The 22,643-nt window shown below is 63.9% G+C and carries 20 protein-coding genes and 1 pseudogene; 16 read left to right on the forward strand and 5 right to left on the reverse strand.

Features of this window, described 5'->3' with window-relative positions:
- Positions 1-140: 140 nt before the first annotated feature.
- The 3 genes from HQ394_RS21235 to purE form a co-directional block, all read right to left on the reverse strand.
- Entirely contained in the window at positions 141-383 is a 243-nt protein-coding gene (locus tag HQ394_RS21235; protein WP_223291604.1) for a winged helix-turn-helix domain-containing protein, read from the reverse strand.
- 45 nt (positions 384-428) lie between these two features.
- Positions 429-1,529 (reverse strand): 5-(carboxyamino)imidazole ribonucleotide synthase, encoded by a 1,101-nt coding sequence (locus tag HQ394_RS14345; protein ID WP_190260802.1) that lies wholly within the window; start codon positions 1,527-1,529, stop codon positions 429-431.
- A complete protein-coding gene (purE, locus tag HQ394_RS14350; protein WP_190260803.1) occupies positions 1,530-2,042 on the reverse strand; it encodes a 5-(carboxyamino)imidazole ribonucleotide mutase in 513 nt (170 codons plus the stop codon).
- 176 nt (positions 2,043-2,218) lie between these two features.
- Here purE and HQ394_RS14355 point away from each other — a divergent pair, with 176 nt between their 5' ends.
- The 5 genes from HQ394_RS14355 (at position 2,219) to HQ394_RS14375 (ending at position 10,097) form a co-directional block, all read left to right on the forward strand.
- On the forward strand, positions 2,219-3,841 hold the full coding sequence (locus HQ394_RS14355; RefSeq protein ID WP_263053729.1) for an efflux transporter outer membrane subunit: 1,623 nt from the start codon (positions 2,219-2,221) through the stop codon (positions 3,839-3,841).
- A complete protein-coding gene (locus tag HQ394_RS14360; RefSeq protein WP_190260805.1) occupies positions 3,835-5,040 on the forward strand; it encodes an efflux RND transporter periplasmic adaptor subunit in 1,206 nt (401 codons plus the stop codon). The genes HQ394_RS14355 and HQ394_RS14360 overlap by 7 nt, the downstream gene beginning before the upstream one ends.
- Before the next feature lie 13 nt (positions 5,041-5,053).
- Positions 5,054-8,263, forward strand: a complete 3,210-nt coding sequence (locus HQ394_RS14365) for an efflux RND transporter permease subunit (RefSeq protein ID WP_190260806.1) — start codon at positions 5,054-5,056, stop codon at positions 8,261-8,263.
- 233 nt (positions 8,264-8,496) lie between these two features.
- The gene (locus HQ394_RS14370) at positions 8,497-9,075 is read left to right on the forward strand and encodes a YqaA family protein (RefSeq protein ID WP_190260807.1); all 579 of its coding nucleotides are present in this window, start codon (positions 8,497-8,499) and stop codon (positions 9,073-9,075) included.
- Positions 9,076-9,212: 137 nt separating this feature from the next.
- Complete coding sequence (locus tag HQ394_RS14375) at positions 9,213-10,097, forward strand: alpha/beta hydrolase (protein WP_223291606.1); 885 nt, start codon at positions 9,213-9,215, stop codon at positions 10,095-10,097.
- A 50-nt stretch (positions 10,098-10,147) separates the two neighbouring features.
- Here HQ394_RS14375 and HQ394_RS14380 read toward each other — a convergent pair whose 3' ends face one another.
- Positions 10,148-10,957 carry a VOC family protein gene (locus HQ394_RS14380; protein ID WP_190260809.1) on the reverse strand — a complete coding sequence of 270 codons (810 nt, stop codon included), beginning with the start codon at positions 10,955-10,957 and terminating at the stop codon, positions 10,148-10,150.
- A 341-nt stretch (positions 10,958-11,298) separates the two neighbouring features.
- On the opposite strand from HQ394_RS14380, the gene HQ394_RS14385 reads away from it, so the two are divergent.
- The 3 genes from HQ394_RS14385 (at position 11,299) to zapE (ending at position 15,916) form a co-directional block, all read left to right on the forward strand.
- Positions 11,299-14,001, forward strand: coding sequence for an ATP-dependent DNA helicase (locus tag HQ394_RS14385; protein WP_223291607.1), 2,703 nt, complete (start codon positions 11,299-11,301; stop codon positions 13,999-14,001).
- A gap of 101 nt (positions 14,002-14,102) precedes the next feature.
- On the forward strand, positions 14,103-14,507 hold the full coding sequence (locus HQ394_RS14390) for a tellurite resistance TerB family protein (protein ID WP_190260811.1): 405 nt from the start codon (positions 14,103-14,105) through the stop codon (positions 14,505-14,507).
- 251 nt (positions 14,508-14,758) lie between these two features.
- Positions 14,759-15,916, forward strand: coding sequence for a cell division protein ZapE (gene zapE / locus HQ394_RS14395; protein ID WP_190260812.1), 1,158 nt, complete (start codon positions 14,759-14,761; stop codon positions 15,914-15,916).
- A gap of 142 nt (positions 15,917-16,058) precedes the next feature.
- Here zapE and HQ394_RS14400 read toward each other — a convergent pair whose 3' ends face one another.
- Complete coding sequence (locus tag HQ394_RS14400; RefSeq protein ID WP_190260813.1) at positions 16,059-16,424, reverse strand: DUF1476 domain-containing protein; 366 nt, start codon at positions 16,422-16,424, stop codon at positions 16,059-16,061.
- A 119-nt stretch (positions 16,425-16,543) separates the two neighbouring features.
- Here HQ394_RS14400 and HQ394_RS14405 point away from each other — a divergent pair, with 119 nt between their 5' ends.
- The 8 genes and pseudogenes from HQ394_RS14405 (at position 16,544) to HQ394_RS14440 (ending at position 22,609) form a co-directional block, all read left to right on the forward strand.
- Entirely contained in the window at positions 16,544-17,305 is a 762-nt protein-coding gene (locus tag HQ394_RS14405) for an NRDE family protein (RefSeq protein ID WP_190260814.1), read from the forward strand.
- 97 nt (positions 17,306-17,402) lie between these two features.
- Positions 17,403-18,170, forward strand: a complete 768-nt coding sequence (locus tag HQ394_RS14410; protein WP_190263316.1) for a phosphoribosylaminoimidazolesuccinocarboxamide synthase — start codon at positions 17,403-17,405, stop codon at positions 18,168-18,170.
- A gap of 90 nt (positions 18,171-18,260) precedes the next feature.
- Complete coding sequence (purS, locus tag HQ394_RS14415) at positions 18,261-18,500, forward strand: phosphoribosylformylglycinamidine synthase subunit PurS (protein ID WP_190260815.1); 240 nt, start codon at positions 18,261-18,263, stop codon at positions 18,498-18,500.
- A 74-nt stretch (positions 18,501-18,574) separates the two neighbouring features.
- Positions 18,575-19,267 carry a phosphoribosylformylglycinamidine synthase subunit PurQ gene (gene purQ / locus HQ394_RS14420; protein WP_190260816.1) on the forward strand — a complete coding sequence of 231 codons (693 nt, stop codon included), beginning with the start codon at positions 18,575-18,577 and terminating at the stop codon, positions 19,265-19,267.
- Between the two features lie 21 nt (positions 19,268-19,288).
- A pseudogene (locus HQ394_RS14425) lies at positions 19,289-19,483 on the forward strand (hypothetical protein); the annotation flags it as partial.
- 238 nt (positions 19,484-19,721) lie between these two features.
- Positions 19,722-20,453, forward strand: coding sequence for a cytochrome b/b6 domain-containing protein (locus tag HQ394_RS14430; protein ID WP_190260818.1), 732 nt, complete (start codon positions 19,722-19,724; stop codon positions 20,451-20,453).
- A gap of 100 nt (positions 20,454-20,553) precedes the next feature.
- On the forward strand, positions 20,554-21,516 hold the full coding sequence (locus tag HQ394_RS14435) for a cytochrome-c peroxidase (protein WP_456151621.1): 963 nt from the start codon (positions 20,554-20,556) through the stop codon (positions 21,514-21,516).
- Positions 21,517-21,865: 349 nt separating this feature from the next.
- Positions 21,866-22,609: a peptidase gene (locus tag HQ394_RS14440; RefSeq protein WP_190260820.1), complete on the forward strand. Its 744-nt coding sequence runs from the start codon at positions 21,866-21,868 to the stop codon at positions 22,607-22,609.
- Positions 22,610-22,643: the final 34 nt, after the last annotated feature.

Raw genomic sequence — 22,643 nt, forward strand, 5'->3', positions numbered from 1 at the left:
GTTCGGGCCGGTGTTGCAAACCGGCCCAGCGTGCAAGGGCGTATAATTAGGGCGCTATAGCGAAGGTTGTCAACGCACGGACGGCCAAGCAGCGTCGCAAGTTTGTGCAGCCATCGGCCGTTGCCTATTGCGGCAGCGGTTCATCGTCCAAGCACTGTCCACGTGACCTGCACCGATGTGCTGCGCATCGTCATAGGCCTGTTCTGTCCGCGCTGGGTGGCGACAAAGCGACCTCGACCGGTTATGCGCAGCAGGCTCGCTTTTGCGATGTAGCTTTTCGCCCGCTGGGTGCGGTTTGACAGGACGGTCTGCTTGCCACTCGGCAAGAGCTCCTTAACGCCTCCGGCGTAAGAAGGAAGTCTGTTGCGATCGTGTCCGTGCAATGCCCCGAATGTCCGCTTCGCATGCCGCTATTATAGCGAACGCGGTCACCCTCGGGGTTTGAGCCAGGTGACGTGGCCCATCTTGCGGCCGGGGCGGGCTTCGTGCTTGCCGTAGATATGAACGTGCGCTGCGGGGTCGCCGACCAGGTCCACCCAGCGTTCGATCTCGTCGCCGATCAGGTTTTCCATCACCGCATCGGCGTGGCGGGCGGCGTCGCCGAGCGGCAGGCCGGTGATGGCGCGGACGCACTGCTCGAACTGCGAAACGACGCAAGCGTCAATGGTCCAATGGCCTGAGTTGTGCGGGCGCGGCGCCAGTTCGTTGACCACCAACTGACCGTCACGGGTGAGGAACATCTCCACCGCGAGCAGGCCCACCAGTTGCAACGCATCGGCGATGCGGCGTGCCAACATCACCGCGTCTTCCGCCACCGCCTCAGGCAGCGGCGCCGGGGCGATGGTGCGCTTGAGGATATGGTTGGCGTGGATGTTCTCCACCGGCACGTAGGCGGCGGTCGCGCCACCGACAGTGCGGGCGACGATGACTGACAGTTCCATGGTGAAGTCGATCCAGCGCTCGAGCACCATCGACGGCGCGGCGCCGGGGGCGCCAGGGGCGATGGCCTGCCAGGCCTCTGCCGCCGTCTGCTGTCGCAGCATGAACTGTCCCTTGCCGTCGTAGCCGAGCCTGGCCAGCTTGAGCACCGCCGGCCGGCCCACGTCGTCGATGGCGATGCTCAGATCGTCGGCGGAGGCGACGGCACGAAAAGCCGCCACGGGGGCGCCGATGCCGTTGAGGAAGCGCTTCTCGGCGATCCGGTCCTGACAGATGGCGAGGACGCGTGGACTCGGGTGCACCGGCGTCAAGCGTCCCACCAGTTCGGCGGCGACGAGGGGAATGTTCTCGAATTCGTAGGTGACGACGTCGACGATGGCAGCAAAGCGGGCGAGCGCCTCGCTGTCGTCGTAGGCAGCGATGGTGCAGCGATCGGTCACCTGCACCGCCGGCGCTTCCACCTCAGGAGTGAAGATATGACAGCGATAGCCAAGCCGCGCCGCCGCCAGCGCCAGCATCCTCCCCAACTGCCCGCCGCCGAGAATGCCGATCACCGATCCGGGGGCAACATGNNCGAGCGTGTGTTGCACTCATGGCTGGGTCGCGTTTCCTTCGTCAACGGGGACCAATGCAACTGCCGCGGTCTGACGTTCACGCCAGGCATCGAGTGCGGTGGCGATCCGCTCGTCGGTCAGTGCCAGCACCGCGGCGGCGAGGAGTGCCGCATTGATGGCGCCGGCTTTGCCGATGGCCAGCGTGCCCACCGGCACCCCTGCCGGCATCTGGACGATGGACAGCAGGCTGTCCATGCCCTTCAGCGCATGGCTCTCCACCGGAACCCCGAATACCGGCAGTGGCGTCAGCGCCGCCAGCATGCCCGGCAGGTGGGCAGCGCCACCCGCCCCGGCGATGATCACCCGCAGTCCGCGCGCCCGCGCGCCGGTCGCGTACTCCACCAGACGCTGCGGCGTCCGGTGCGCCGACACGATGCGTACCTCATGCGGCACGTCAAGCTGCGCCAGCGTTTCCGCCCCATGGCGCAGCGTCGCCCAATCCGATTGACTGCCCATGACCATGCCGACCTGCGGCTGCGCTGCGCTCATCCGACCTGCCTTGCCTGGAAAAAAGCGGCGATTATTTGCAATCGCTGGTCATTAGGCAAGGGGTGCGATTGCACGACGCTGGCGTTTGCTAAAAAGCCCTGCGGACATGCCGACAATTGACTTCGCCCCTTTGCCTCCTTTACGACTTCCCTAGTCAACAACCAGGGCGATGTCGCGTGCATAGGTCACAGCTTGGCAAGCGGCCGAGGCAAGGTCGAACAATCGCTGCCCTCCTGACAACGCTTATTGGTGTCAGCGGCTGCATGGTTGGGCCGGACTATCAGACACCAAGCACCCACGTGGCCGATCAATGGCTCGAAGCCGGCACCGAAGGCGTTGTCACCGAGCGGCAGGATGATCGCGTCTGGTGGGCCGTTTTCAACGATCCGGTCCTCAATCAGTTGATCGATATCGCCTATCAGCAAAACCTGTCGCTGATGCAGGCGGGGGCGCAGGTGCTGCAGGCGCGCGCTCAGCTCGGCATCGCGGTTGGCAACTTCTATCCGCAGCAGCAGCAGGCGACCGGTGACCTCGCCTACACCCGGCAAAGCCAGAAGGCGCCGTTCGCGACAACCGGCAACTCGGACCTTTTCACCTTCACCCAGGCGTCGCTGGGAATCGGTCTGTCGTGGGAAGTGGACTTCTGGGGCAAGTTCCGCCGGGCGATCCAGAACGCCGATGCGCTCTTCCTCGCGTCAGTTGCCAACTACGATAACGTCCTGGTTACGTTGACCGCCGACGTTGCCTCGACCTATGTGACGATCCGAACGCTGGAGGAGCAGCTGGCGATTGCACGCGAGAACGTGCGCATCCAGAAGGAATCGCTCGAAATCGCCCGGGCGCGCTTCGAAGGCGGCGCCACCAGCGAACGCGACGTGGCGCAGGCGGAAACGGTTCTGGCTTCGACCGAAGCCAGCATTCCGCAGATCGAACAGCAGTTGCAGCAGGCGAAGAATGCCTTGGCGCTGCAGCTCGGCATGCCGCCGACACCTCTGAACAACCTGTTGTCCGCTGGACATGGGATCCCGCAGGCGCCGAAGGATGTCGCCGTGGGTATTCCGGCCGACCTGTTGCGGCGTCGCCCGGACATCCGCCAGGCGGAGTTGCAGGCGGTAGCGCAGAACGCGCGCATTGGCTTCGAGAAGGCGGCGCTTTATCCCTCGCTGTCGCTCACCGGTAATTTCGGTTACCTCGGCAGCGACTGGAGTACCTACGACCTCAGCGACATCTTCACCAGCAAGGCGCGGCAATGGTCAGTCGGCCCGGCGGTGCAATGGAACATTCTCAACTACGGCCAGATCACCAACCAGGTGCGAACACAGGACGCAGCGTTCCAGGCAAGTATTTTCGCCTACCAGAACACGGTGCTGCAGGCGCAGCGCGAGGTTGAAGACGGTTTGGCCCAGTTCCTCCAATCGCAGCAGCGCACCGTATTGCAGGCGCGCGCCGCCAGCGCCGCCAAGCGCTCGCTCGATCTTTCGATTCTGCAATACCGCGAAGGTATCGTTGATTTCACCACCGTGCTGACGGCGCAGCAGGATCAGCTCAGCGCTCAGAACCAACTGGTGCTGGCGTCGGGTGACATTCCGCAGGGGTTGATCCTCACCTATCGCGCCCTCGGTGGCGGCTGGCAAATCCGCGAGGGGCGGGACTTCCTGCCGCCGGAGGTCCAGGAAGCGATGGCGAAGCGGACCGACTGGGGCAATGTTCTGACGCCGGTCAACCTGCTGCAACCGAGCGTCCCCGCCCTGCCGGGGGCCGAGGATGTGAGCGCAAAGGTGCGAGTACCCGAATGGTAAACGTCCAACCTGCTCGGCGACGCGCGCATCAGCGCACCTCCCTCCGACTGCTGGCGTCGCTGTTGACTCTGGTCGTTGTCGCCGCCTGCAAGGAAAAGAATGCCTATGTGCCGCCGCCGCCGCCGGAGGTGACGGTGGCGACGCCAAGCCGGGAGGCAGTGACCAACTACCTGCAGTTCACCGGCAATACCCAGGCGATCTCTACCGTCCAGCTGCCGGCGCGCATCGAAGGCTATCTGGTAGGCATCCACTTCCAGGACGGCGCCGACGTCAAGAAGGGCGACCTCCTGTTCACCATCCAGCCGGAACAGTATCGGNNCGCGCAGCAGCAGCAGGCGGAAGCCGAAGTGCTCACCCAGCAGGCGGCGCTGGATCACGCCGAAACAGAATTCGCCCGCTATACCAAACTGTTTCAACAGAAAGCGGCGCCGGCAACGCAGGTGGACGAATGGCGCTTCCAACGCGATAGCGCCAAGGCAGCGCTGATCAATGCGCAGGCGCAGGTGGACTTGGCGAAGCTGAACGTCAGCTATACCCGGGTTGTGGCGCCGTTCGATGGCCGCATGGGCCGGCATCTGGTCGACGTCGGCAATCTGGTTGGCAGTGGCAGCGACACCGTCCTGGCGGAAATCAACCACATCGACCCGATCTACGTATACTTCACCATCAATGAACTCGATCTGATGCGGGTGAAGAAGCTGCGCCTGGATAGCAACGCGCCCGATTATCGGAGCCAACTGATACCCGCGTTCATCGGCCTCGCCAACGAAGACGGCTATCCGCACGAAGGACGGATTGATTTCACCGCCATTACCGTCGATCCCTCCACCGGTACGTTGCTGGTGCGTGCCGTCGTTCCTAACCAGAATCGTTATATCGTTCCCGGCTTGTTCGCCCGCATTCAAATGCCAATCGGCCAGAATCCGTCGGCGCTGCTCATTCCGGAGGTGGCGCTCGGCTCCGACCAACTCGGCCGCTATGTTCTCGTCGTCAATGACAAGAACGTCGTCGAGCGGCGCGGGGTGAAGCTCGGGCAACTGTTCGGTGTGAAGCGAGTGGTGGCGGAAGGCCTGAACGGTGATGAGCGGGTCATCATCAACGGCCTGTTGCGTGCCATCCCGGGCCGGGAGGTGAAGCCGGTGACGCAAGAGGCGGAGGCGACGGCGAAGCCGCCTAGCAGCACCGGCAGCGGCGGCTGAGCGAGCACCGGCGATGTCGAAATTTTTCATCGAACATCCGATCTTCGCCAACGTCATCGCCATCATCACGATGATCATCGGCGCGGTGTGCATCATCAAGTTGCCAATCGCGCAATACCCGGAGATCACCCCGCCGACGATCCAGGTGACGACCAGCTACCCCGGCGCCAGCGCCGAGACCGTGGCAAAGACGATCGGCATCCCGATCGAGCAGGCAGTGAACGGCGTCGAAGGCGCCATGTACATGTCGTCGACCAGCGGCAGCGACGGCAGCTACACGCTGACGATCAGCTTCGAGGTCGGCAGCAACCAGAACGCCGCACTCTCGCTGGTGCAGAACTACGTCAACAGCGCCCTGGCACAGATGCCCGCCGCCGCCAACAGCCAGGGCATCACCGTCCGCAAGGTCAGCACCAACATCCTTTTGGTGGTCAATCTTTATTCGGATGACCCGGAGAAATATAGCGACACGTTCCTTGCCAATTACGCCATCATCAACATGCAGTACCCGCTGGCGCGGCTGCCGGGTGTCGGCCAGGTGGCGGTGCGCGGCGCCGGCAAGTACGCGATGCGGGTCTGGCTCGATCCCGACAAGCTCAAGTACTACGGCCTGACGACCCTCGACGTGCAGGACGCGATCAAGGGTCAGAACATCGAGGTGGCGTCGGGGCAGCTGGGCGGCCCGCCGGTGCCGAAGGACCAAGTCTTCCAATTCACCGTCAACGCGCTTGGCCGGCTCTCCGATGTAGAAGAGTTCGAGAGCATCATCGTCAAGAGCGTGCGCGGCGAGACGGCGCAGATCGTCCGCATCAAGGACCTGGCCCGCGTCGAACTCAGTCAGCAGACTTACACCGGCTTCTCGCAGGTTTTCGGCAAACCTGCGGCACACCTCGTCTTCTACACCCTGCCGGGTGCCAATGACCTCGCCACCGCCAAACTGGTGTTGAGCGAAGTCGAGAAGATGAGCAAGTCCTTTCCGCCGGGGATGAAATACGCCTCGGTCTACAACACGACCAAGTTCGTCCAGTCGGCGATTAGCTCCGTCTATCATACGCTGTTCGAGGCGGCGATCCTGGTGCTGATCGTTATCACCGTGTTCCTGCAGAACTTCCGGGCGATGCTTGTTCCCGCGACAACGGTTCCGGTGACGATCATCGGCGCCTTTGCGGCAATGGCGGCGCTTGGTTTCAGCATCAACCTGATGACGCTGTTCGCCCTCATTCTTGCCATTGGCATCGTCGTCGACGACGCGATCATCATTGTTGAGAATGCGTCGCATTATATTGAGAAGGGTCTGACGCCGCATGACGCGGCAATCAAGGCGATGTCGGAGTTGACCGGTCCGGTGATCGGCATCACCCTCGTCCTGACCGCGGTGTTCCTGCCGGCGGCGTTTCTTCCCGGCATCACCGGCCAGCTTTTCCGTCAGTTCGCTCTGGTCATCGCGGCGACGGCGGTGATCAGCGCGATCAACGCGGTGACGTTGAAGCCGGCGCAGTGTGCCCTCTACCTCCGGGCGAAAAAGCCGGGGAGCCAACCGAACGCGTTCTATCGCGGCTTTAACAAGGTCTATGAGGCGATCGAGCGCTTCTATATCGGCATCGTCAGCTGGATGGCGCACCGGGCCAAGCTGATGGCGCTGGTGTTCGCCGGCATCATTGCGCTTGCCGGCTGGCAGTTCACCCAGCAACCGAGCGGCTTCCTCCCCACCGAGGATCAGGGGTACTGCATTATCGCCAGCAGGCTACCTGACGGAGCGGCGCAGCCACGCGTCCGCGCCGTTGCCGACAAGATCAGCGACATCGTTTCCAAGGAACCCGGTGTCGCCGGCTGGGTGACCATCGGCGGCCTCTCGATCCTCGACAACGCCAATCTGTCGACCGCGATCACCACCTTCGTTCCCTACAAGGACTGGAAGGAGCGAGGATCGGATCTGAGCCAGGCTCACATCGTCGCCAGCCTGCGCAAGAAGCTGGGTGCCATTCAGGATGGCCTCAACATCGTTCTGATTCCGCCGCCGATCCGCGGACTAGGCCAGGCCGGCGGCTTCCAGATGATGGTTGAAGACCGAGCGGCGCACGGATTGGTCGAGCTGGATGCGGCAACCCACGAGCTGATTCGCGCGGCCAGTTCGCAGTCGGGCCTCGTCGGGCTCGCCACCACCTTCAGTGCGCGAAGCCCGCAGCTTTTCGTGGATATCGACCGCACCAAAGCCGAATCCCTCGGCATTCCGATGAAGAGCGTGTTCGACACGCTCAGCGCCTATCTCGGCTCGGTTTATGTCAACCTGTTTAACAAGTTTAACCAGGTGTTTCAGGTCTACGTCCAAGCGGACGCGGCCTATCGCCTGACACCGGACGACATCAAGTCGCTGTATGTACGCAACAACAAGGGGGAGGTGGTGCCCCTTGGGACGCTCTTGACGATCGAGACGATCCTAAGCAGCGAACTGGTGACGCGCTACAACCTCTATCCCGCGGCGGCGGTGTTCGGTGCTGCTGCGCCAGGCTTCAGTTCTGGTGAAGCACTTGAGCTGATGGAGCAGGTGGCGGCGAACACGCTCCCCGCCGGCATGTCTTTCGATTGGACGGCAACCGCCTTCCAGGAGCGACAAATCGGCAATCAGGCCTACTTCATCTACGCCCTGTCGCTGATACTGGTGTTCCTGGTGTTGGCGGCGCAGTACGAGAGCTGGTCCAGCCCCGCCGCTGTTATCCTGACGGTGCCGATGGCGCTGGTCGGCGTCCTTTTGGCGCTGATGGTCCGCAAGTTCGACAACAACCTCTACACCCAGGTCGGTCTGGTGCTGATGATCGCGCTCGCCGCCAAGAACGCGATTCTCATCGTCGAGTTCGCCCGCGAGTTGCGAGCGGAAGGCATGCCCATCGTCGATGCGGCCATCGAGGCGACACGGCGGCGGTTCCGGCCGATCATCATGACCTCCTTTGCCTTCATCCTTGGCGTCGTGCCGATGGCGATCGCAAGTGGTGCCGGCGCAGCGAGCCAACAGGCCCTCGGTACCGTCGTCGTTGGCGGGATGCTGGCCTCGACCCTGCTCGCCATTCCGTTCGTTTCGGTGTTCTACGTCATCATGGAGCGGNNATGGCGGAAAGCAGACAGGCCAGGAAAGCGAAAAAGGCGTCCGCAACAGCCGCCGCGCCGGCGAAGACGGAACCGCAGGGCCCCAGCCATTGATCAACCAGCATTGATCAATCGGCATTGATCAATCGGCATTGATCGAATCAGCACCTGGTCGAAGCACGAGGGAAAAGCGAACGGGACGGCTGCGCAACGGTAGCGACCGAAATGTTGGCGGCCTCTCGCTCGACACTTCGTCGTAACGAATTCCTGCTATAAGCAGGCGCAGCCACCTCCGGGGGCGAAGCTCCCCCCACCTCTCTCTCCGCAACCAAGCCGGCTCAATGACAACCGGCCATCTGAATCAAAGGAAGCGCGATGCTCCGCCGCCTTTACGACTGGGTGATGCGTGCGGCCGAAAGCCCGCAGGCGCTGAAATGGCTTGCCGCGGTTTCCTTCGCCGAGAGCTCCTTCTTTCCCATTCCGCCGGATGCGATGATCGTTCCCATGGTCCTGGCGCAACCGCGCCGCGCCTGGCTCATCGCCACCGTTTGCACCATCGCCTCGGTAGTTGGCGGCTTCTTCGGCTACGCCATCGGCTATTATCTCTATGAAGGTGTCGGGCGGCACATCGTCGAGTTCTATGGCTATCAGGCGGCTTTCGACCGCTTTCGCGATGAATTCCAGCATTGGGGGATGTGGATCATTCTGATCAAAGGGTTGACGCCGATTCCCTACAAGCTGGTGACCATCGCCAGCGGTGTCGCCCATTTCGATCTGCTGGTGTTCGCCTTCGCGTCACTGGTGACGCGCTCTGCCCGCTTTTTTCTTGTCGCGGCGTTGTTGCGCTATTTTGGCCCACCGATTCGCAACTTTATCGAGCGCTACCTGACCTGGGTGACGACCGCCTTCGTTGCATTGATCGTCGCCGGTTTTGTCGTCGTGACCTATTTGTAGAGTGAGACTGTTGCCAATCTGCGGCTGATTTGCTGGCAGTGGCGGGCGAATGGGTGTAAGGGAACTATCACGTACTTCGTCGGGTTTAATCGGTGCGGTAACAGAAGCCGCAACAGTATTCGACTGCTGGAGGCATGATGAGCGAAAAGGCGTATGACGTCCTCGATCGTCCCGAGGTGTTGAGCGTCTTATTTTATCCGCGACGGGACGTGAGCATGGCGCAGACTCTGCCCGGTACCTTCGTGGTGCGTGTCCCGGTCGCCGAGAACATCGCCCTGGGTGGCAAGATTTACTACGCCGGCGCCGGCTGCCCGGTCATTCTCTATTTCCATGGCAATGGCGAAATCGCTGCCGACTACGATACCATCGCTCCCTTCTACACCCGCCTCGGTTTGACCTTGTTCGTCGTCGACTATCGCGGCTACGGAGCCAGTGACGGCTCGCCGACTGCGACGACACTGCTTCGGGACGCCTGTGCCTGCTTCGAGCAATTGCGCGAGGTGATGGCGACGAAGGAATTGCAGGGCGGCGACATCTACGTCATGGGGCGTTCGCTCGGCAGTGCGGCGGCGCTGGAAATTGCGTCACGCGCCCACAACGCTCTTGCCGGCATCATCATTGAAAGCGGCTTTGCCTACACGTTTCCACTGGTGGAGCGGATCGGCTTCCTGCAGATTCCTGACGCTTTCGAGCACAAGGACGGCTTCGGCAATCTCGACAAGATCGCGGACGTCGAACTGCCGACGCTGATCATCCATGGCGAGCGTGACTGGATCATTCCGATCAGTGACGGGGAAGCGCTCTACGACACCTGCGGCAGCAAGAATAAGAAGCTTGTGCGCATTCCCGGTGGCGGCCACAACGACCTGATGCTGATCGGACGCAAGGCCTACTTTGAGGCGGTCGCCGCCTTTTGCGGCCGCGTCGCAGAAAATGCCGGCGCCGAGGTCATCGACGAACCGCAGACGTTGGCGAGTCTGGTTCGTGACATGCCGGAGGGCGGCTCGCCACCGCGCCGCTGAGCCAGCAAGCGGACGGGCAGCGCTGCGCTGCCCGGCGCAACTGGCCATCTTCAGTCGGCCATTTCCAGAGCGATGACCGCGAATGCGGCTCCTTGGGGGTCGGCGAGCACGGCAATCCGGCCAACATCCGGCACGTCGAATGGCTCCTTGAATGTCCGGCCGCCGATGGCCGTTGCCGTTGCGACGGCGGCGTCACAATCGGCGACGTTGAAATAAACCAGCCAGTGCGGCGGCACATCCGGACAGATGACGCTCAGCGGCAGCAACCCGCCCACCGGCTCGCCTTCGAGCATGAACTGGACATAATAGACACACTCCGCCACCGGCTCCGGCCCGGGAACCTGCTTGATCGCCCAGCCGAAGAGTGCGCTGTAGAAGGTGGCGGCGGCGTCCAGGTCTGAGGTCGCCAGCTCGTTCCAGCTTACGGTTCCCGGCTTCGTTCCCTGGCGCGCCGCACCGGCAAAGGCACTGTCACGGCTCCACAGATTGACCACTGCCCCTTGCGGGTCGGCGATCGCCGCCATCCATCCGGTGTCGGGCACCTCGCAAGGCGGTGCGACGACNNGTCTGCCACCCTGCGCCGGGACGAGCGCCACCACACTATCCAGGTTATCGACACTGATGTAGGGCGTCCAGGCGGGTGGGATCCCTGCCGCCTGCATCGCTGCCGGCTGCGGATAGAGGCCGCCGACCGCGCCGCCATCGACGCTGATGATCGAATAGACCATATCCGGCGCCACTGCGTTATCGGTGAACGTCCAGCCGAAGAGGGCGGCGTAAAAGGATTTGGCCGCGGACACGTCCGTCGTCGCCATGTCGGCCCAACAAAACAATCCGTGGGGGTAGTTGCCTTCGGGCATTCATGAGCCTCCTCAGTTCTTGCCGACGTTGCCGTGGAACGCCGTTGCTTAGCGCGTCAGCGGGCGTGACATCAATCGCCGTCCGCGGCGATTCGGCCGCCGTGGACGGGAGCCGATCGGCACCTCGGCCGTTACCGCGAACCCTGTCGGCGCATACAGGGCGAGGGTCTCTCCGATGTTGCGCCTGAGGTGACGAAATCAAGCCGTTTGCCGTTGTTGCGCGGCGATAGCTGCCGCCTTGGTGCCGGACCGGCTATACTCGGCGGATGTACAATGCTGCGTTTGCGAACGCTCGCGTCCGCCTTCCTGCAAGTCCGGCCCTGGTCGCAAGCGTACGCGATGTGGCCTGGGCATGGTCGGGCGAACGGTGCGAGCGGCTGAGCCGAGCCGCCGCTGTCCTTCGCCTCGATGAGGGCGTGGTTCCCTTCGTCTGCCATCTGCGCGCTGTCGCTGCTCGCCTTGGTCGAGGCGTCTTTCCCGCCTTCGACCTGCTGGAACTCTACGCCTTTGTCCGCCCGGCGCGCTTCTGCGTGCCCACTCCGCGCGGCCTCGCCGAGGCGCTGATGCTGCCGCTGCCGTTGACCCCGGAAGAGGAGGCAGCGAGCCTGTTCGTCGCCGCCCGCGCGCTCATCGCCGAATTGACCGCCTCGCCGCGCGATGACGCTCTGCCGATCGCTCTTGCCATGGCGCGCGGTCAGTGGCGATGGGCGGCGACGGTGTTGGCCGCTCTCGGCAGCGAGGTGCCGCCACCGGCCGCCTCCTTTGGCTTCGGACTGCATGTCTGGACCCGGCTGCGCGAGTGGGAGGAGGGGCCGCCACCGGTGCCACCCGACTCGCGACCGGTGGAGCCGGTGGAGGCGCGGGCGCGTCTGGTGCGCCTGCTTGCCGGTGTGGCCGAACCGCGGGCGCGTCAGCTCGACTACGCGTCAACCGCTGCCGCGGCGTTCCTGCCGCGCGATGCCGCCGGGCAGCCGAACATCGCCTTGATCGAGGCCGGCACCGGGATCGGCAAGACGCTCGGTTACATCGCGCCGGCGACGCTGTGGGCAGAAAAGAACCGAGGGCCGGTGTGGATCAGCACCCACACCCGCAACCTGCAACGCCAGCTCGACCGCGAGCTGGATCGGGCGTTTCCCGAACATCGGATCAAGGCCGACCGGGTGGTGGTGCGCAAGGGAAGGGAGAATACGGTCTGCCTGCTCAATTATGAGGAGGCGGTGAGCCGCACCGGCGTGCGCAGTGAAGACGGCGTCGCGCTTGGCCTGGTGGCGCGCTGGCTGATGGCCACCCGCGACGGCGACATGATCGGCGGTGACTTCCCTGCCTGGCTCGCCGACCTGCTCGGCGTCGGCCTGACCCTCGATCTCACTGATGAGCGCGGCGAGTGCATCTACAGTGCCTGCCGCCATTATCGTCGCTGCTTTATCGAACGCTCCATCCGCCGGGCGCGGCGCGCCGACATCGTCGTCGCCAACCATGCGCTGGTGATGATCCAGGCCACCCGTGGGGACGATCCGCTGCCGCCCACCCGGTTCGTCTTCGACGAGGGGCATCACCTGTTCCAGGCCGCCGACGCAGCCTTTGCGCTGCATCTCTCCGGACGCGAGACGCGCGAACTGCGGCAATGGATCAGCGGTGCCGAGCGTTCGCGGGGTTCGCGTCGGCGTGGCCTGCGCATTCGCCTGGGCGACGCGGCGAACGAGGACGCCGCCACCGAGACGGCGCTCGGCCACGTGGAGCGGCTGGCGCGGGTGCTGCCCGATGCCGGCTGGCGGCAGCGGCTAGTGGCCGGCGAACCCGTCGGCCCGGTCGAAGCATTTCTCGCCCTGGTCCGCCAACAGGTCCTTGCCCGCAGCCATGAGCGCGATCCGCTCTACAGCCTGGAGGCAGCACTGCAGCCACCCGTACCGGGACTGGGCGAGGCGGCACTGGCGCTCGGCCAGGCGATCGGCCGTTTGCTGGAGCCGCTCCGCAGCCTGATGCGGTTGCTGCGCGACCGGCTCGACGAGGAAGCGGCGACGCTCGAAACCGGTGCCCGGCAGCGGATCGACAGCATCCGCCGCGGCATCGAGCGCCGCGCCATCCTGCCGCTCGCCGGCTGGCAGGCGATGCTGCGGACGATCGTCGCCACCGAGCCTTCCGCAACGGACACATTGGCATCGCCAAATGCGCCGGAGTCGGCCGATTTTGTCGACTGGCTGGCGATCGAACGCTTCAACGGCCAGGAGTTTGACGTGGGCGTCTACCGCCACTGGGTGGACCCGATGCAGCCCTTCGCCCGCGCGGTGCTGGCGCCGGCGCACGGCGTGCTGATCACCTCGGCGACGCTGCGCGACGGCAGCGGTGACGAAGCGGCCGACTGGCAGGCGGCGGCACTGGCCACTGGCGTGCAGCAGGTGGAGGTGACGCCGACACGGGCAATGCTCGCGTCACCCTTTGACTATCCGGCGCAGACGCGGGTGGTCATCGTCACCGACGTCAACCGCGACGATTCGCGGCAGGTGGCGGCGGCGATGCGCGAGCTGTTCATCGCTGCTGGCGGAGGCGCGCTCGGTCTGTTCACCGCCATCAGCCGGTTGCGCACCGCCTGGCGCCTGCTTGCTGAGCCGCTGGAGGCAGCGGGACTGCTGCTGCTCGCCCAGCATGTGGACGCGCTCGACACCGGCACCCTTGTCGATATTTTTCGCGCCGAGGAGAACTCGTGCCTGCTCGGCACCGATGCGCTGCGGGAGGGGATCGATGTGCCGGGCCGCGCCCTTCGTCTCGTCGTCCTCGATCGGGTGCCATGGCCGCGGCCGACACTGCTGCATCGCGCCCGGCGCAGCGCCTTCGGCCCGCGCGACTACGACGACCGGCTGACGCGGATGCGGCTGAAGCAGGCCTATGGCCGGCTGGTTCGCCATAGCAGCGATCGCGGTGTCTTTGTCGTTCTCGACCGGGCGCTGCCGAGCCGCTTGCTGTCGGCGTTTCCGGAGGGAGTGGTGGTGGAGCGCGTCGGGCTCGCCACAGCGCTCACCCTGGTGCGCGAAACGCTACACTCCTGAGCGCGAAGGGCCTATCGTGGGATCCGGGTGGGCAGCGGCCCGCCGGCGCAACGAGGACTGCGAGCGAAGCGATGCCGAAGGATTGCACTGGGAGAGGCCCCATGATCAGCCACCATGCCGCACTTGTGTATACAATGGTGCTGGTCTCGGCATCCGATCGCGAGATGCCGGATATCGAACTGCGGCAGATCGGCGAAATCATTCGCGGGCTGCCGGTATTCGCCGATTACGATTCCTCCACGCTGCCGCAGACGACGGCGGCGTGCGCGGAGTTACTGGATGAGCCCGACGGCCTTGACAAGGCGGTGGCGATGATTGCCGCGGCCCTGCCGCTGAAGCTGCACGAAACCGCGTACGCACTCGCCTGCGACATTGCCGCCGCCGATGGTCGGGTCCCGGTGGAGGAAATGCGGATGCTGGAAATGATCCGCCATGCGCTCGACATCGACCGGCTCTCCGCCGCGGCGATCGAGCGTGGTGCCCGCGCCCGCTTCACCAAGCTGTAAGGCGGTCTCCGCACCGTTAGACGTACCTGCCGTCGAGCGGCCGGGTCGGCACCTGGGGGCGGATCAACCTGATCCTGGTCTGATCCCCGCCGCCATCGAAGGCGTTCCGGCGGAAGCCTGCCTGCCACCGCCACCGTCGCCCGGATCCGCCGGCAGCGCGCGCGCGGCGGCGTTGCCACCGGTGCACCTTTACAGGTGCCTTCGGTAATTCTACGGTGTTAGCGGGTGCAACATGAAGCCGCGAATGAAACATGCCCGACGGTCCACTCTCCCACTATCGCGCTCGCCTTGCGGCNGGTGAACTCCGAGCCGATCCGGCGCAGGCACTCGCCGCCGAGAAGCTGCAGAGCCTGCACGCGGCGCTGAAAGGCTACCAACCGCAAACTGGCGGCGGCGGTTGGAAGGAGCGCTTCGGTCTCGCCCGCCGGCGCGCCGAGCCACCGCAGGGCCTCTACATCTACGGCGGTGTCGGCCGCGGCAAGTCGATGCTGATGGATGTCTTCTTCCGCACCGCGCCGGTGGTGAAGCGCCGCCGCGTCCACTTCCACGCCTTCATGCAGGAGATTCACGGCCTGCGCGCCCGCCTTGGTCATGGTGCCGGCGCCGCGATCAAGACGAAGGGATCGATGCGGACGGTGGCCGCCCGCAGCCAGGACGTCATCGCCGATGTGGCCGCCCGGGTTGCCGAGAGCGCCCAACTGCTCTGTTTCGACGAGTTCCAGGTGCTGGATATCGCCGACGCGATGATCCTCGGCCGGCTGTTCGAGGCACTGTTCGACGCCGGGGTGATCATCGTTGCCACCTCCAACCGGCCGCCGCGCGATCTTTACAAGAACGGCCTGCAGCGGGAAAACTTCCTGCCCTTCATCGACCTGATCGCCCGTAAGCTCGACGTTTTGCACCTCGACTCACCCACCGATTATCGCCTCGAGACCATGCGGCAGATGGATGTCTACCTGACGCCGCTTGATCAGGCGAATGAGGCACGGCTGAAGGATTACTTCGCCCGGCTGACCCATGGTGCCGACGTTGGCCCGGAAACAATTCTCGTCAACGATCGCCGAGTGGTGATCCCGATGGCGTCGGACGACATCGCCTTCGCCTCCTTCGACGACCTGTGCGAGGCGACGCTTGGACCCGCCGACTATCTGGCCATCGCCGGGCGCTTCGACGTGGTCTGCCTGGCGCGCATTCCTCGCCTCGATACCCACCGCCGCAACGAGGCGAAGCGCTTCGTCACCCTCGTCGACGCGCTCTATGAGCACAAGGTGAAGCTGATCTGCACCGCCGAGGGACCGCCGGAGTCGCTCTATCCGCTGGGCGACGGCGCCTTCGAGTTCGAGCGGACGGTGAGCCGCCTGTTCGAGATGCAGTCCGAAAGCTACATCGGCACCCAGCATCTGTCGTAGCTTGGCCGCAACAGCCTTTCCGCGCGCCCTGCCGCTGGTTGTGTCCTCGTGGTCTGTGAAGCGACGGCTGGGGCGAGTTCCACTGCAACGGCGGCTCGGTCTCGGTCTGGGTAGAAGACTGACGCTGTGCGAGGGGGAGGCGCTAGCCCCCCACCTGCACATGATCCGTACCAAGCGGGGTGGGGTAGTCGCTGCCGATCTGTTCGCAGGCGACGGCGTAAAAGCGGTGATAGGCGGCGTTGGTGTCGCTGTCGGTCAGCCGGACTTCCGCAGTGTGGAAATCCGTAAGCACTGTGTCCACTACCGCGTCGGCGTGTGGCCCGTCGAGGGTGAGACGAACCAGTCGGCGCGCGTATTCGTCTGCCTGTTGGCCATCCAGCCCAAGATGATCGGCTGCCCAGAGACCGAACATCTTGCTGCAGCGACACATCGCCTTGAATCGCATTTCTTCGTCGAGCTTGTACTTGGCTTCGTAGCCTTTTTCGATTTCGCGTAACAGATCAGTCATGGCGCCTCTCCAAAACTCCCTGCTGGAATGTACGATGCGGCAAGGGGTGACGCAATGATTCCTCGGGCGGCGTTAGCCCCTGGCCAACGCATGCGCGGGGCGCTATGTCCTTGTTCAGCATGTGCACGATCATAGTGTTGCGCCGGCCGGGACACCGCTGGCCACTGTTGGTTGCGGCCAATCGGGACGAGATGAACACCCGACCCTGGCTGCCGCCCGGCCGTCACTGGAGCGACCGCGTCGAAGTGCGCGCGGGTCTCGACACGCTTGCCGGCGGAACCTGGCTCGGCCTCAACGACTGGGGCGTCGTCGCCGCCGTGCTCAACCGGATCAATACGCTGGGACCGGCGCCCGGCTTGCGCAGCCGCGGTGAACTGCCACTGGAAGCGCTCGACCATGCGGAAGCCGCCGTTGCCGCGGAAGCGCTTGGCCATCTGGACGCCAGCGCCTATCGTCCCTTCAACATGGTGATCGGTGATGCCCGCGATGCCTTCTGGCTTCGTGCCGCGGCTACGGCGGACGGTGCGGTTCGCCGCATCGAGGTCCTGCCGCTGCCGCCGGGGTTGGCGATGATCACCGCCTACGACCGCAACGACGAAACATCGCCACGCATCCGCCGCTTCCTGCCGCAGTTTGCCGCCGCCGTCACCCCCGATCCTGACCGCGGTGACTGGCGGGCCTGGGTCGAGCTGCTTGGCGTGCGCACCGGCGAGGCAGATGCTGGGCCGGGCGGGGCGATGAGCGTCGTCACCGCCGCCGGCTTTGGCACCGTCTGCTCGTCGCTGCTCGCCCTGCCGGCGCCGGATGATCCGCGTCGCCGGCCGGTCTGGTTGTTCGCCGCCGGCCGACCGGACGAGGCGCCCTACCAACCGGTCGCCTAACCACAGACGTCCTGTCATTGTGTTGATCCAGGTGAGTTGCTATATCAGCCGCGCCGCTTTTCACCGGCCCGTGGCGCGCCGCGAGGAAATGAGGACCATGGCCCGTCGCAGACAAATCTTTGAAGGCAGAGCCAAGATCTTATTTGAAGGTCCGGAGCCGGGAACGCTGGTCCAGTACTTCAAAGACGAGGTTGCAAGCGTCAGCCTGACGTCGAAAAACGTGATCAGCGGCAAAGGCGTTCTCAACAACCGCATCTCGGAATACTTGATGCTGCGTCTTGGTGAGATCGGCGTGCCGACGCACTTCGTTCGCCGGTTGAACATGCGCGAGCAGCTTGTGCGGGAAGTGGAGATGATTCCGCTCGAAGTCGTGGTGCGCAATGCCGCCGCCGGCGATTTTGCTTCGCGCTTTCGCTTGGCGGAAGGCGCGCCGCTGCCGCGTTCGATTGTCGAATTCTATTTCAGCTCCGACGAACTTGCACGGCCGCTGGTCTCGGAAGAACATATCACTGCCTTTGGCTGGGCGGCACCGCAGGACATTGACGAGATCATGGCCCTGTCGCTCAGGATCAACGACTTTCTGAGTGGGCTGTTTCTCGGCATCGGCATGCGGCTGATGGATGTGAAGGTGGAATTCGGCCGCCTGTGGGAAGACGAGCAGATGCGGATCGTGCTTGCCGACGAGATCTGCCCCGACTCTTGCCGCTTGTGGGATTTGCGCGCCAATCAGCCACTGGAACCCGACGCCAGTGAGGGCACGTCGGCAGGCCATCTCGCCGACGCCTACCAGGAGGTGGCGCGCCGGCTCGGCATCCTGCCGGAGAGCGGACCTGCCGATCTCAAGGGGCCGGACACGGTACAATAACGGCGGGGCAGCGCGATCGCCGCCGACTGATTCAGCCATAGAACGGTTCCGCCGCAGGACACTGCGGCCATAAGGAGCGAAGGAGGTCCGGTGAAGGCGAAGGTGCACATCATGCTTAAGGCGGGCGTCCTCGATCCGCAGGGCCGGGCGGTGCAACATTCGCTGGCCGCGCTCGGCTTTGCCGACGTCGACGAGGTGCGGCAGGGCAAGTACATCGAACTTGACCTGAACGAGGACGATCAAGCGGCGGCACGGGCGAGGGTGGAAGCCATGTGTCGGCAACTGCTCGCCAACACGGTGATCGAGACCTATTCGATCGAAATCGTCTAGCCACTGGCGAGATCGTCTAGCCACTGGCGCGGCCAGGCTCGCCATATAGAACTCGCAATACAGGGAGAAGGCGGATGCGCGCCGGGGTGATCGTCTTTCCCGGATCCAATTGTGATCGGGATGTTGCGGTGGCACTGGAACAGACCACCGGGCGACCGACGACGATGATCTGGCACCGGGACACCGCGCTGCCGCCCCTCGACCTGATCGTCGTTCCTGGCGGTTTTGCCTTCGGTGACTACCTGCGTGCCGGCGCCATTGCCGCCCAATCGCCGGTGATGCGCGAGGTGAAGGCCCGCGCTGCCGCAGGGGCGTACGTGCTTGGCATTTGCAACGGCTTTCAGGTGTTGACGGAAGCAGGCCTGCTGGAGGGCGTGCTCATGCGCAATACCGGTCTGCGCTTCGTCTGTCGCGACGTCTACCTCAGGGTCGACAACGCGGCGACGGCGTTCACCCGGGGCTATGGCCAGGGCCAGGTGGTGCGGATGCCGATCGCCCATAACGAGGGCAACTTCTATGCCGATGCGGCCACCCTCGACCGACTGGCGGCGGAGGGCCGGATCGTCTTCAGCTATTGCGACGCCGAAGGTCACAGCGACGTTGCCACCAATCCCAATGGTGCTCAGCGCCACATTGCCGGCATCGTCAACCGGGGTGGCAACGTCCTCGGATTGATGCCGCATCCGGAACGTCTCGCCGACCCGCTGCTTGGCGGCACCGACGGCCGTGCCATGTTCGAAGGCCTGCTCGCGGCCGTCGCTGCCTGACCGCGTGCTGTAGCCGGCGGCAGCGTCGATGACGCCTGCGGTCACTTGCGCTTTTTCATCTTCTATTTCGTCTGCGGCATCACCGCGGCGCTGATCCATGTGGCCAGCGATCCGGGCTCGCTGGTGCTGATGATTTTCTTCGGCGTCTCCGTCCTGGTGCCGGCGATTCTCGTGCTCAGTCTGTGGATTGCGGTGCAGGTGTGTAGCCGGTGTTAGCCATCGCAGGACCTGCTTAGCGCGTTGCATCCATTGGTCCGGCACAAGCGGTCCGATGACCAGCTGGCACAGGCTGTTCCATCGTCCTTGACCGGCGTGGAACAGGTGGCTATTGTATTAGAAAGTTAGTATGTAATGCGTCGCGCTGTCGCGCTGTCGCGCTGTCGCGCATCGGCGTCAGAATCTCCACGATCATCAAACCGAACGTGCTGCCGCGTCGCGGCGAGAGGAGGAGCGGGTGACAGGTCTGCGCGCTGTTCCGGTCTGGGACTTCCCAACACGGGTGTTTCACTGGCTGCTGGTGCTGGCCGTAGCTGTCAGCTACGTCACGGGTGGCGAAGAGGGCTGGCTGTTCGCCCTTCACACCGCATCAGGCTACGTGGTCGCGCTGTTGCTGCTGTTCCGCCTGATCTGGAGTGTGATCGGTAGCCCTCACTCCCGCTTCAGTGATTTCGTCTATGGTCGGCAGGTGGTGGCTGACTACGTCCGCCGCCTGCTCACCTTGGCTCCCCCACGATATGTCGGCCACAATCCGCTGGGTGGCTGGATGATCGTCCTGATGCTAGTCGTCCTGTCGCTTGCGGTGTTGACCGGGCTCTTCTCCGGTGAGGAGGGTGGATTGGCGGGACCACTCTCGTCGTTGCTCGCCGCGCCGCTAAGCGAGGCGATCGGCGAGGGCCACGAGGTTTTCGCCAACCTCATCTTGCTGCTTGCTGTCGTTCATGTCTGCGGCGTTCTGGTCGACTGGTGGCTTACCGGTGAGAACCTGATTTCGGCAATGGTCTCGGGTCGAAAGCAGCTCGACGAAACACTCGCCGCGGCCGAGAAGCCTGTGGCACCCGCCTGGCGAATGATCCTTGCCGCCGGCATCGTTGCCATTGCTGGCGTCATCGTGTTCGCGAAGACGGATTTCGCGGCGTTGATGACGGCGCAGGCGGAGCACAAAGACATTTCCCACGATGATGATTAAGAAAAGCGAGGAGATCGTTATGCGGACAGTGGCAGTGGCGCTGGCCCTTGTGTCAGCGACCATCGGCGCGACGGCAGCGTTGAGCGCCGAAGACCCATTGATGAAGGAAGCACAGGGGCTCTTTCAGCCGATCCCCAACAAGCCGCCGGTGGTGAAGGATGTGGTGGCGACACCGGCACTGGTAGAGCTGGGCAAGGCTCTTTACTTCGATCCGCGCTTGTCGGAAAGCCACAACATCAGCTGCAATACCTGCCATCAGATCGGCCTAGGCGGGGTCGACATGCTGCCGGTTTCCATCGGCCACAAGTCGCAGAAGGGCACCCGCAACGCGCCGACGGTGCTGAACTCCGTCTTCAACACGGCGCAATTCTGGGATGGCCGTGCGGCAGACCTGAAGGAGCAAGCGGGTGGGCCGATCCAGAATCCGGTCGAGATGGCGATCACTCACCAGCACGCCATCGAGATGCTGCGTGGCATTCCCGGCTACAAGCCGCTGTTCGAGGCAGCATTCCCGGGCGACAAGGATCCGGTGACGATCCAAAACGTCGAGAAGGCCATCGCCGTCTTCGAAGCGACGCTGATCACCCCCAACGCGCCCTTCGACAAGTTCCTGCGCGGTGATGGCAATGCGCTCACCGCTGAACAGAAGGCTGGGCTGAGGTTGTTCATCGACCAAGGATGCGCCAGTTGTCACAACGGCATCAACGTCGGCGGTGGCATGTACGCGCCCTTCGGCGTCGTTGAGAAGCCGGGTGCCGATATCCTGCCGCCCACCGACAAGGGACGCTTTCAAGTCACCAAAACGGCCGACGACGAATACGTTTTCAAGGTTCCCACCTTGCGCAATATCGAACTGACACCGCCCTATTTCCACACCGGCAAAGCCTGGGACCTGAAACAGGCAGTGGGCGTGATGGCGACGAGCCAGCTTGGCGAGCACCTGAGCGATGATCAGATCAGCAAGATCACCGCGTTTCTGCATTCGCTGACCGGCGAACAGCCGATGGTGACCTACCCGATCCTGCCNCCCAGCACCGCCACGACGCCGCAACCGGAAATGTGACCGTCAGTCGCCCGTCGTTGTCGGGCAGACATTCGCGATAAGCGTCGGCTTGATGAGGGCCTCGAACGCAGGCAAGAATCCACCTGCATTCCGGCTCCTGGTTTGCGAACCCAATGACTCCGACAGCTTATCGCAAAGCCTGTCTGGCAGGGTGCGGTGCGATGTGCCCTCGTCGCATTGCTAGCAGGTGAGCGGCCAGCGGTTGCTGCGGCCGCTTGAGCGACGAGCGGGCGTGTGCCAGGATCGTCCAGGTTTGCTTTTATGGCGAGTTCGCTCCAGCTAGATGGGCGCTGACTCGGCCGACGGGGATATGGCCACGCAACCGGGCTGATACGGAGAGGAAGCAGCGATGACGTATTGCGTAGGGGTCAAGGTGAACGAGGGATTGCTGTTCGCCAGCGACTCCCGGACTAACGCCGGCGTTGACAGCGTTGCTACCTATCATAAGTTGTTTGTCTTCCCACAGCCNGGGGAGCGGCTGATCGTCGTCATGACCGCCGGCAACCTCGCCGTTACCCAGGAGGTGATTACCCGGTTGCAACAGGGGCTGCAAACGGATGATCCCTTCTCCAACCTCCTCCTCGCACGAACCATGTTCGATGCGACGATGATGGTGGGGGGATTGCTGCGTCGGGTGATCGATCGGGACCGCGCCTACGTGCAATCCTTCGGTGCCGATGTCTCGTCCTCGTTCATTGTCGGCGGCCAGATTGCCGGCGACGAGCCACGATTGTTCCTGGTCTATCCGGCCGGCAACTTCATTGAGAGCGAGCCGGCCACGCCCTACTTCCAGTTGGGTGAGACGAAATACGGCAAGCCGATCCTGGAGCGGATCCTGAACCCGCAGACGACCCTTGCCCAGGTGGCGAAATGCGCCTTGCTGTCATTCGACGGCACGATTAAGGCCAACCTTTCCGTCGATCTGCCTATCGACGTGTTGATCTACAAGGCCAATAGCCTCAGCGTCGGCCGTCACCAGGAGATCAGCAATGGCGATCGCTACTTTGCCGACGTCTGTTCGGCCTGGAGTGACGGTTTGCTGCACGTCTTTGACAGTATCCCCAATCCGCCCTGGGCGGCGGACGACGCCTAGCCAGGCGATGACGCGGGCGAGCCACTGCCGCCGT

The organism is Defluviicoccus vanus (genome assembly GCF_014672695.1).
GTDB classification, from domain to species: Bacteria; Pseudomonadota; Alphaproteobacteria; order Rhodospirillales; family Defluviicoccaceae; genus Defluviicoccus; species Defluviicoccus vanus.

What these genes read in the sequence shown, in the direction of transcription:
- purQ (WP_190260816.1), top strand. Translation starts at nt 18,575, where the DNA reads ATGCGCGCCGGGGTGATCGTCTTTCCCGGATCCAATTGTGATCGGGAT.
- HQ394_RS14400 (WP_190260813.1), bottom strand. Translation starts at nt 16,424, where the DNA reads ATGACTGATCTGTTACGCGAAATCGAAAAAGGCTACGAAGCCAAGTAC.
- HQ394_RS14375 (WP_223291606.1), top strand. Translation starts at nt 9,213, where the DNA reads ATGAGCGAAAAGGCGTATGACGTCCTCGATCGTCCCGAGGTGTTGAGC.
- HQ394_RS14410 (WP_190263316.1), top strand. Translation starts at nt 17,403, where the DNA reads ATGGCCCGTCGCAGACAAATCTTTGAAGGCAGAGCCAAGATCTTATTT.
- HQ394_RS14405 (WP_190260814.1), top strand. Translation starts at nt 16,544, where the DNA reads ATGTGCACGATCATAGTGTTGCGCCGGCCGGGACACCGCTGGCCACTG.
- HQ394_RS14370 (WP_190260807.1), top strand. Translation starts at nt 8,497, where the DNA reads ATGCTCCGCCGCCTTTACGACTGGGTGATGCGTGCGGCCGAAAGCCCG.
- HQ394_RS14390 (WP_190260811.1), top strand. Translation starts at nt 14,103, where the DNA reads ATGATCAGCCACCATGCCGCACTTGTGTATACAATGGTGCTGGTCTCG.
- purE (WP_190260803.1), bottom strand. Translation starts at nt 2,042, where the DNA reads ATGAGCGCAGCGCAGCCGCAGGTCGGCATGGTCATGGGCAGTCAATCG.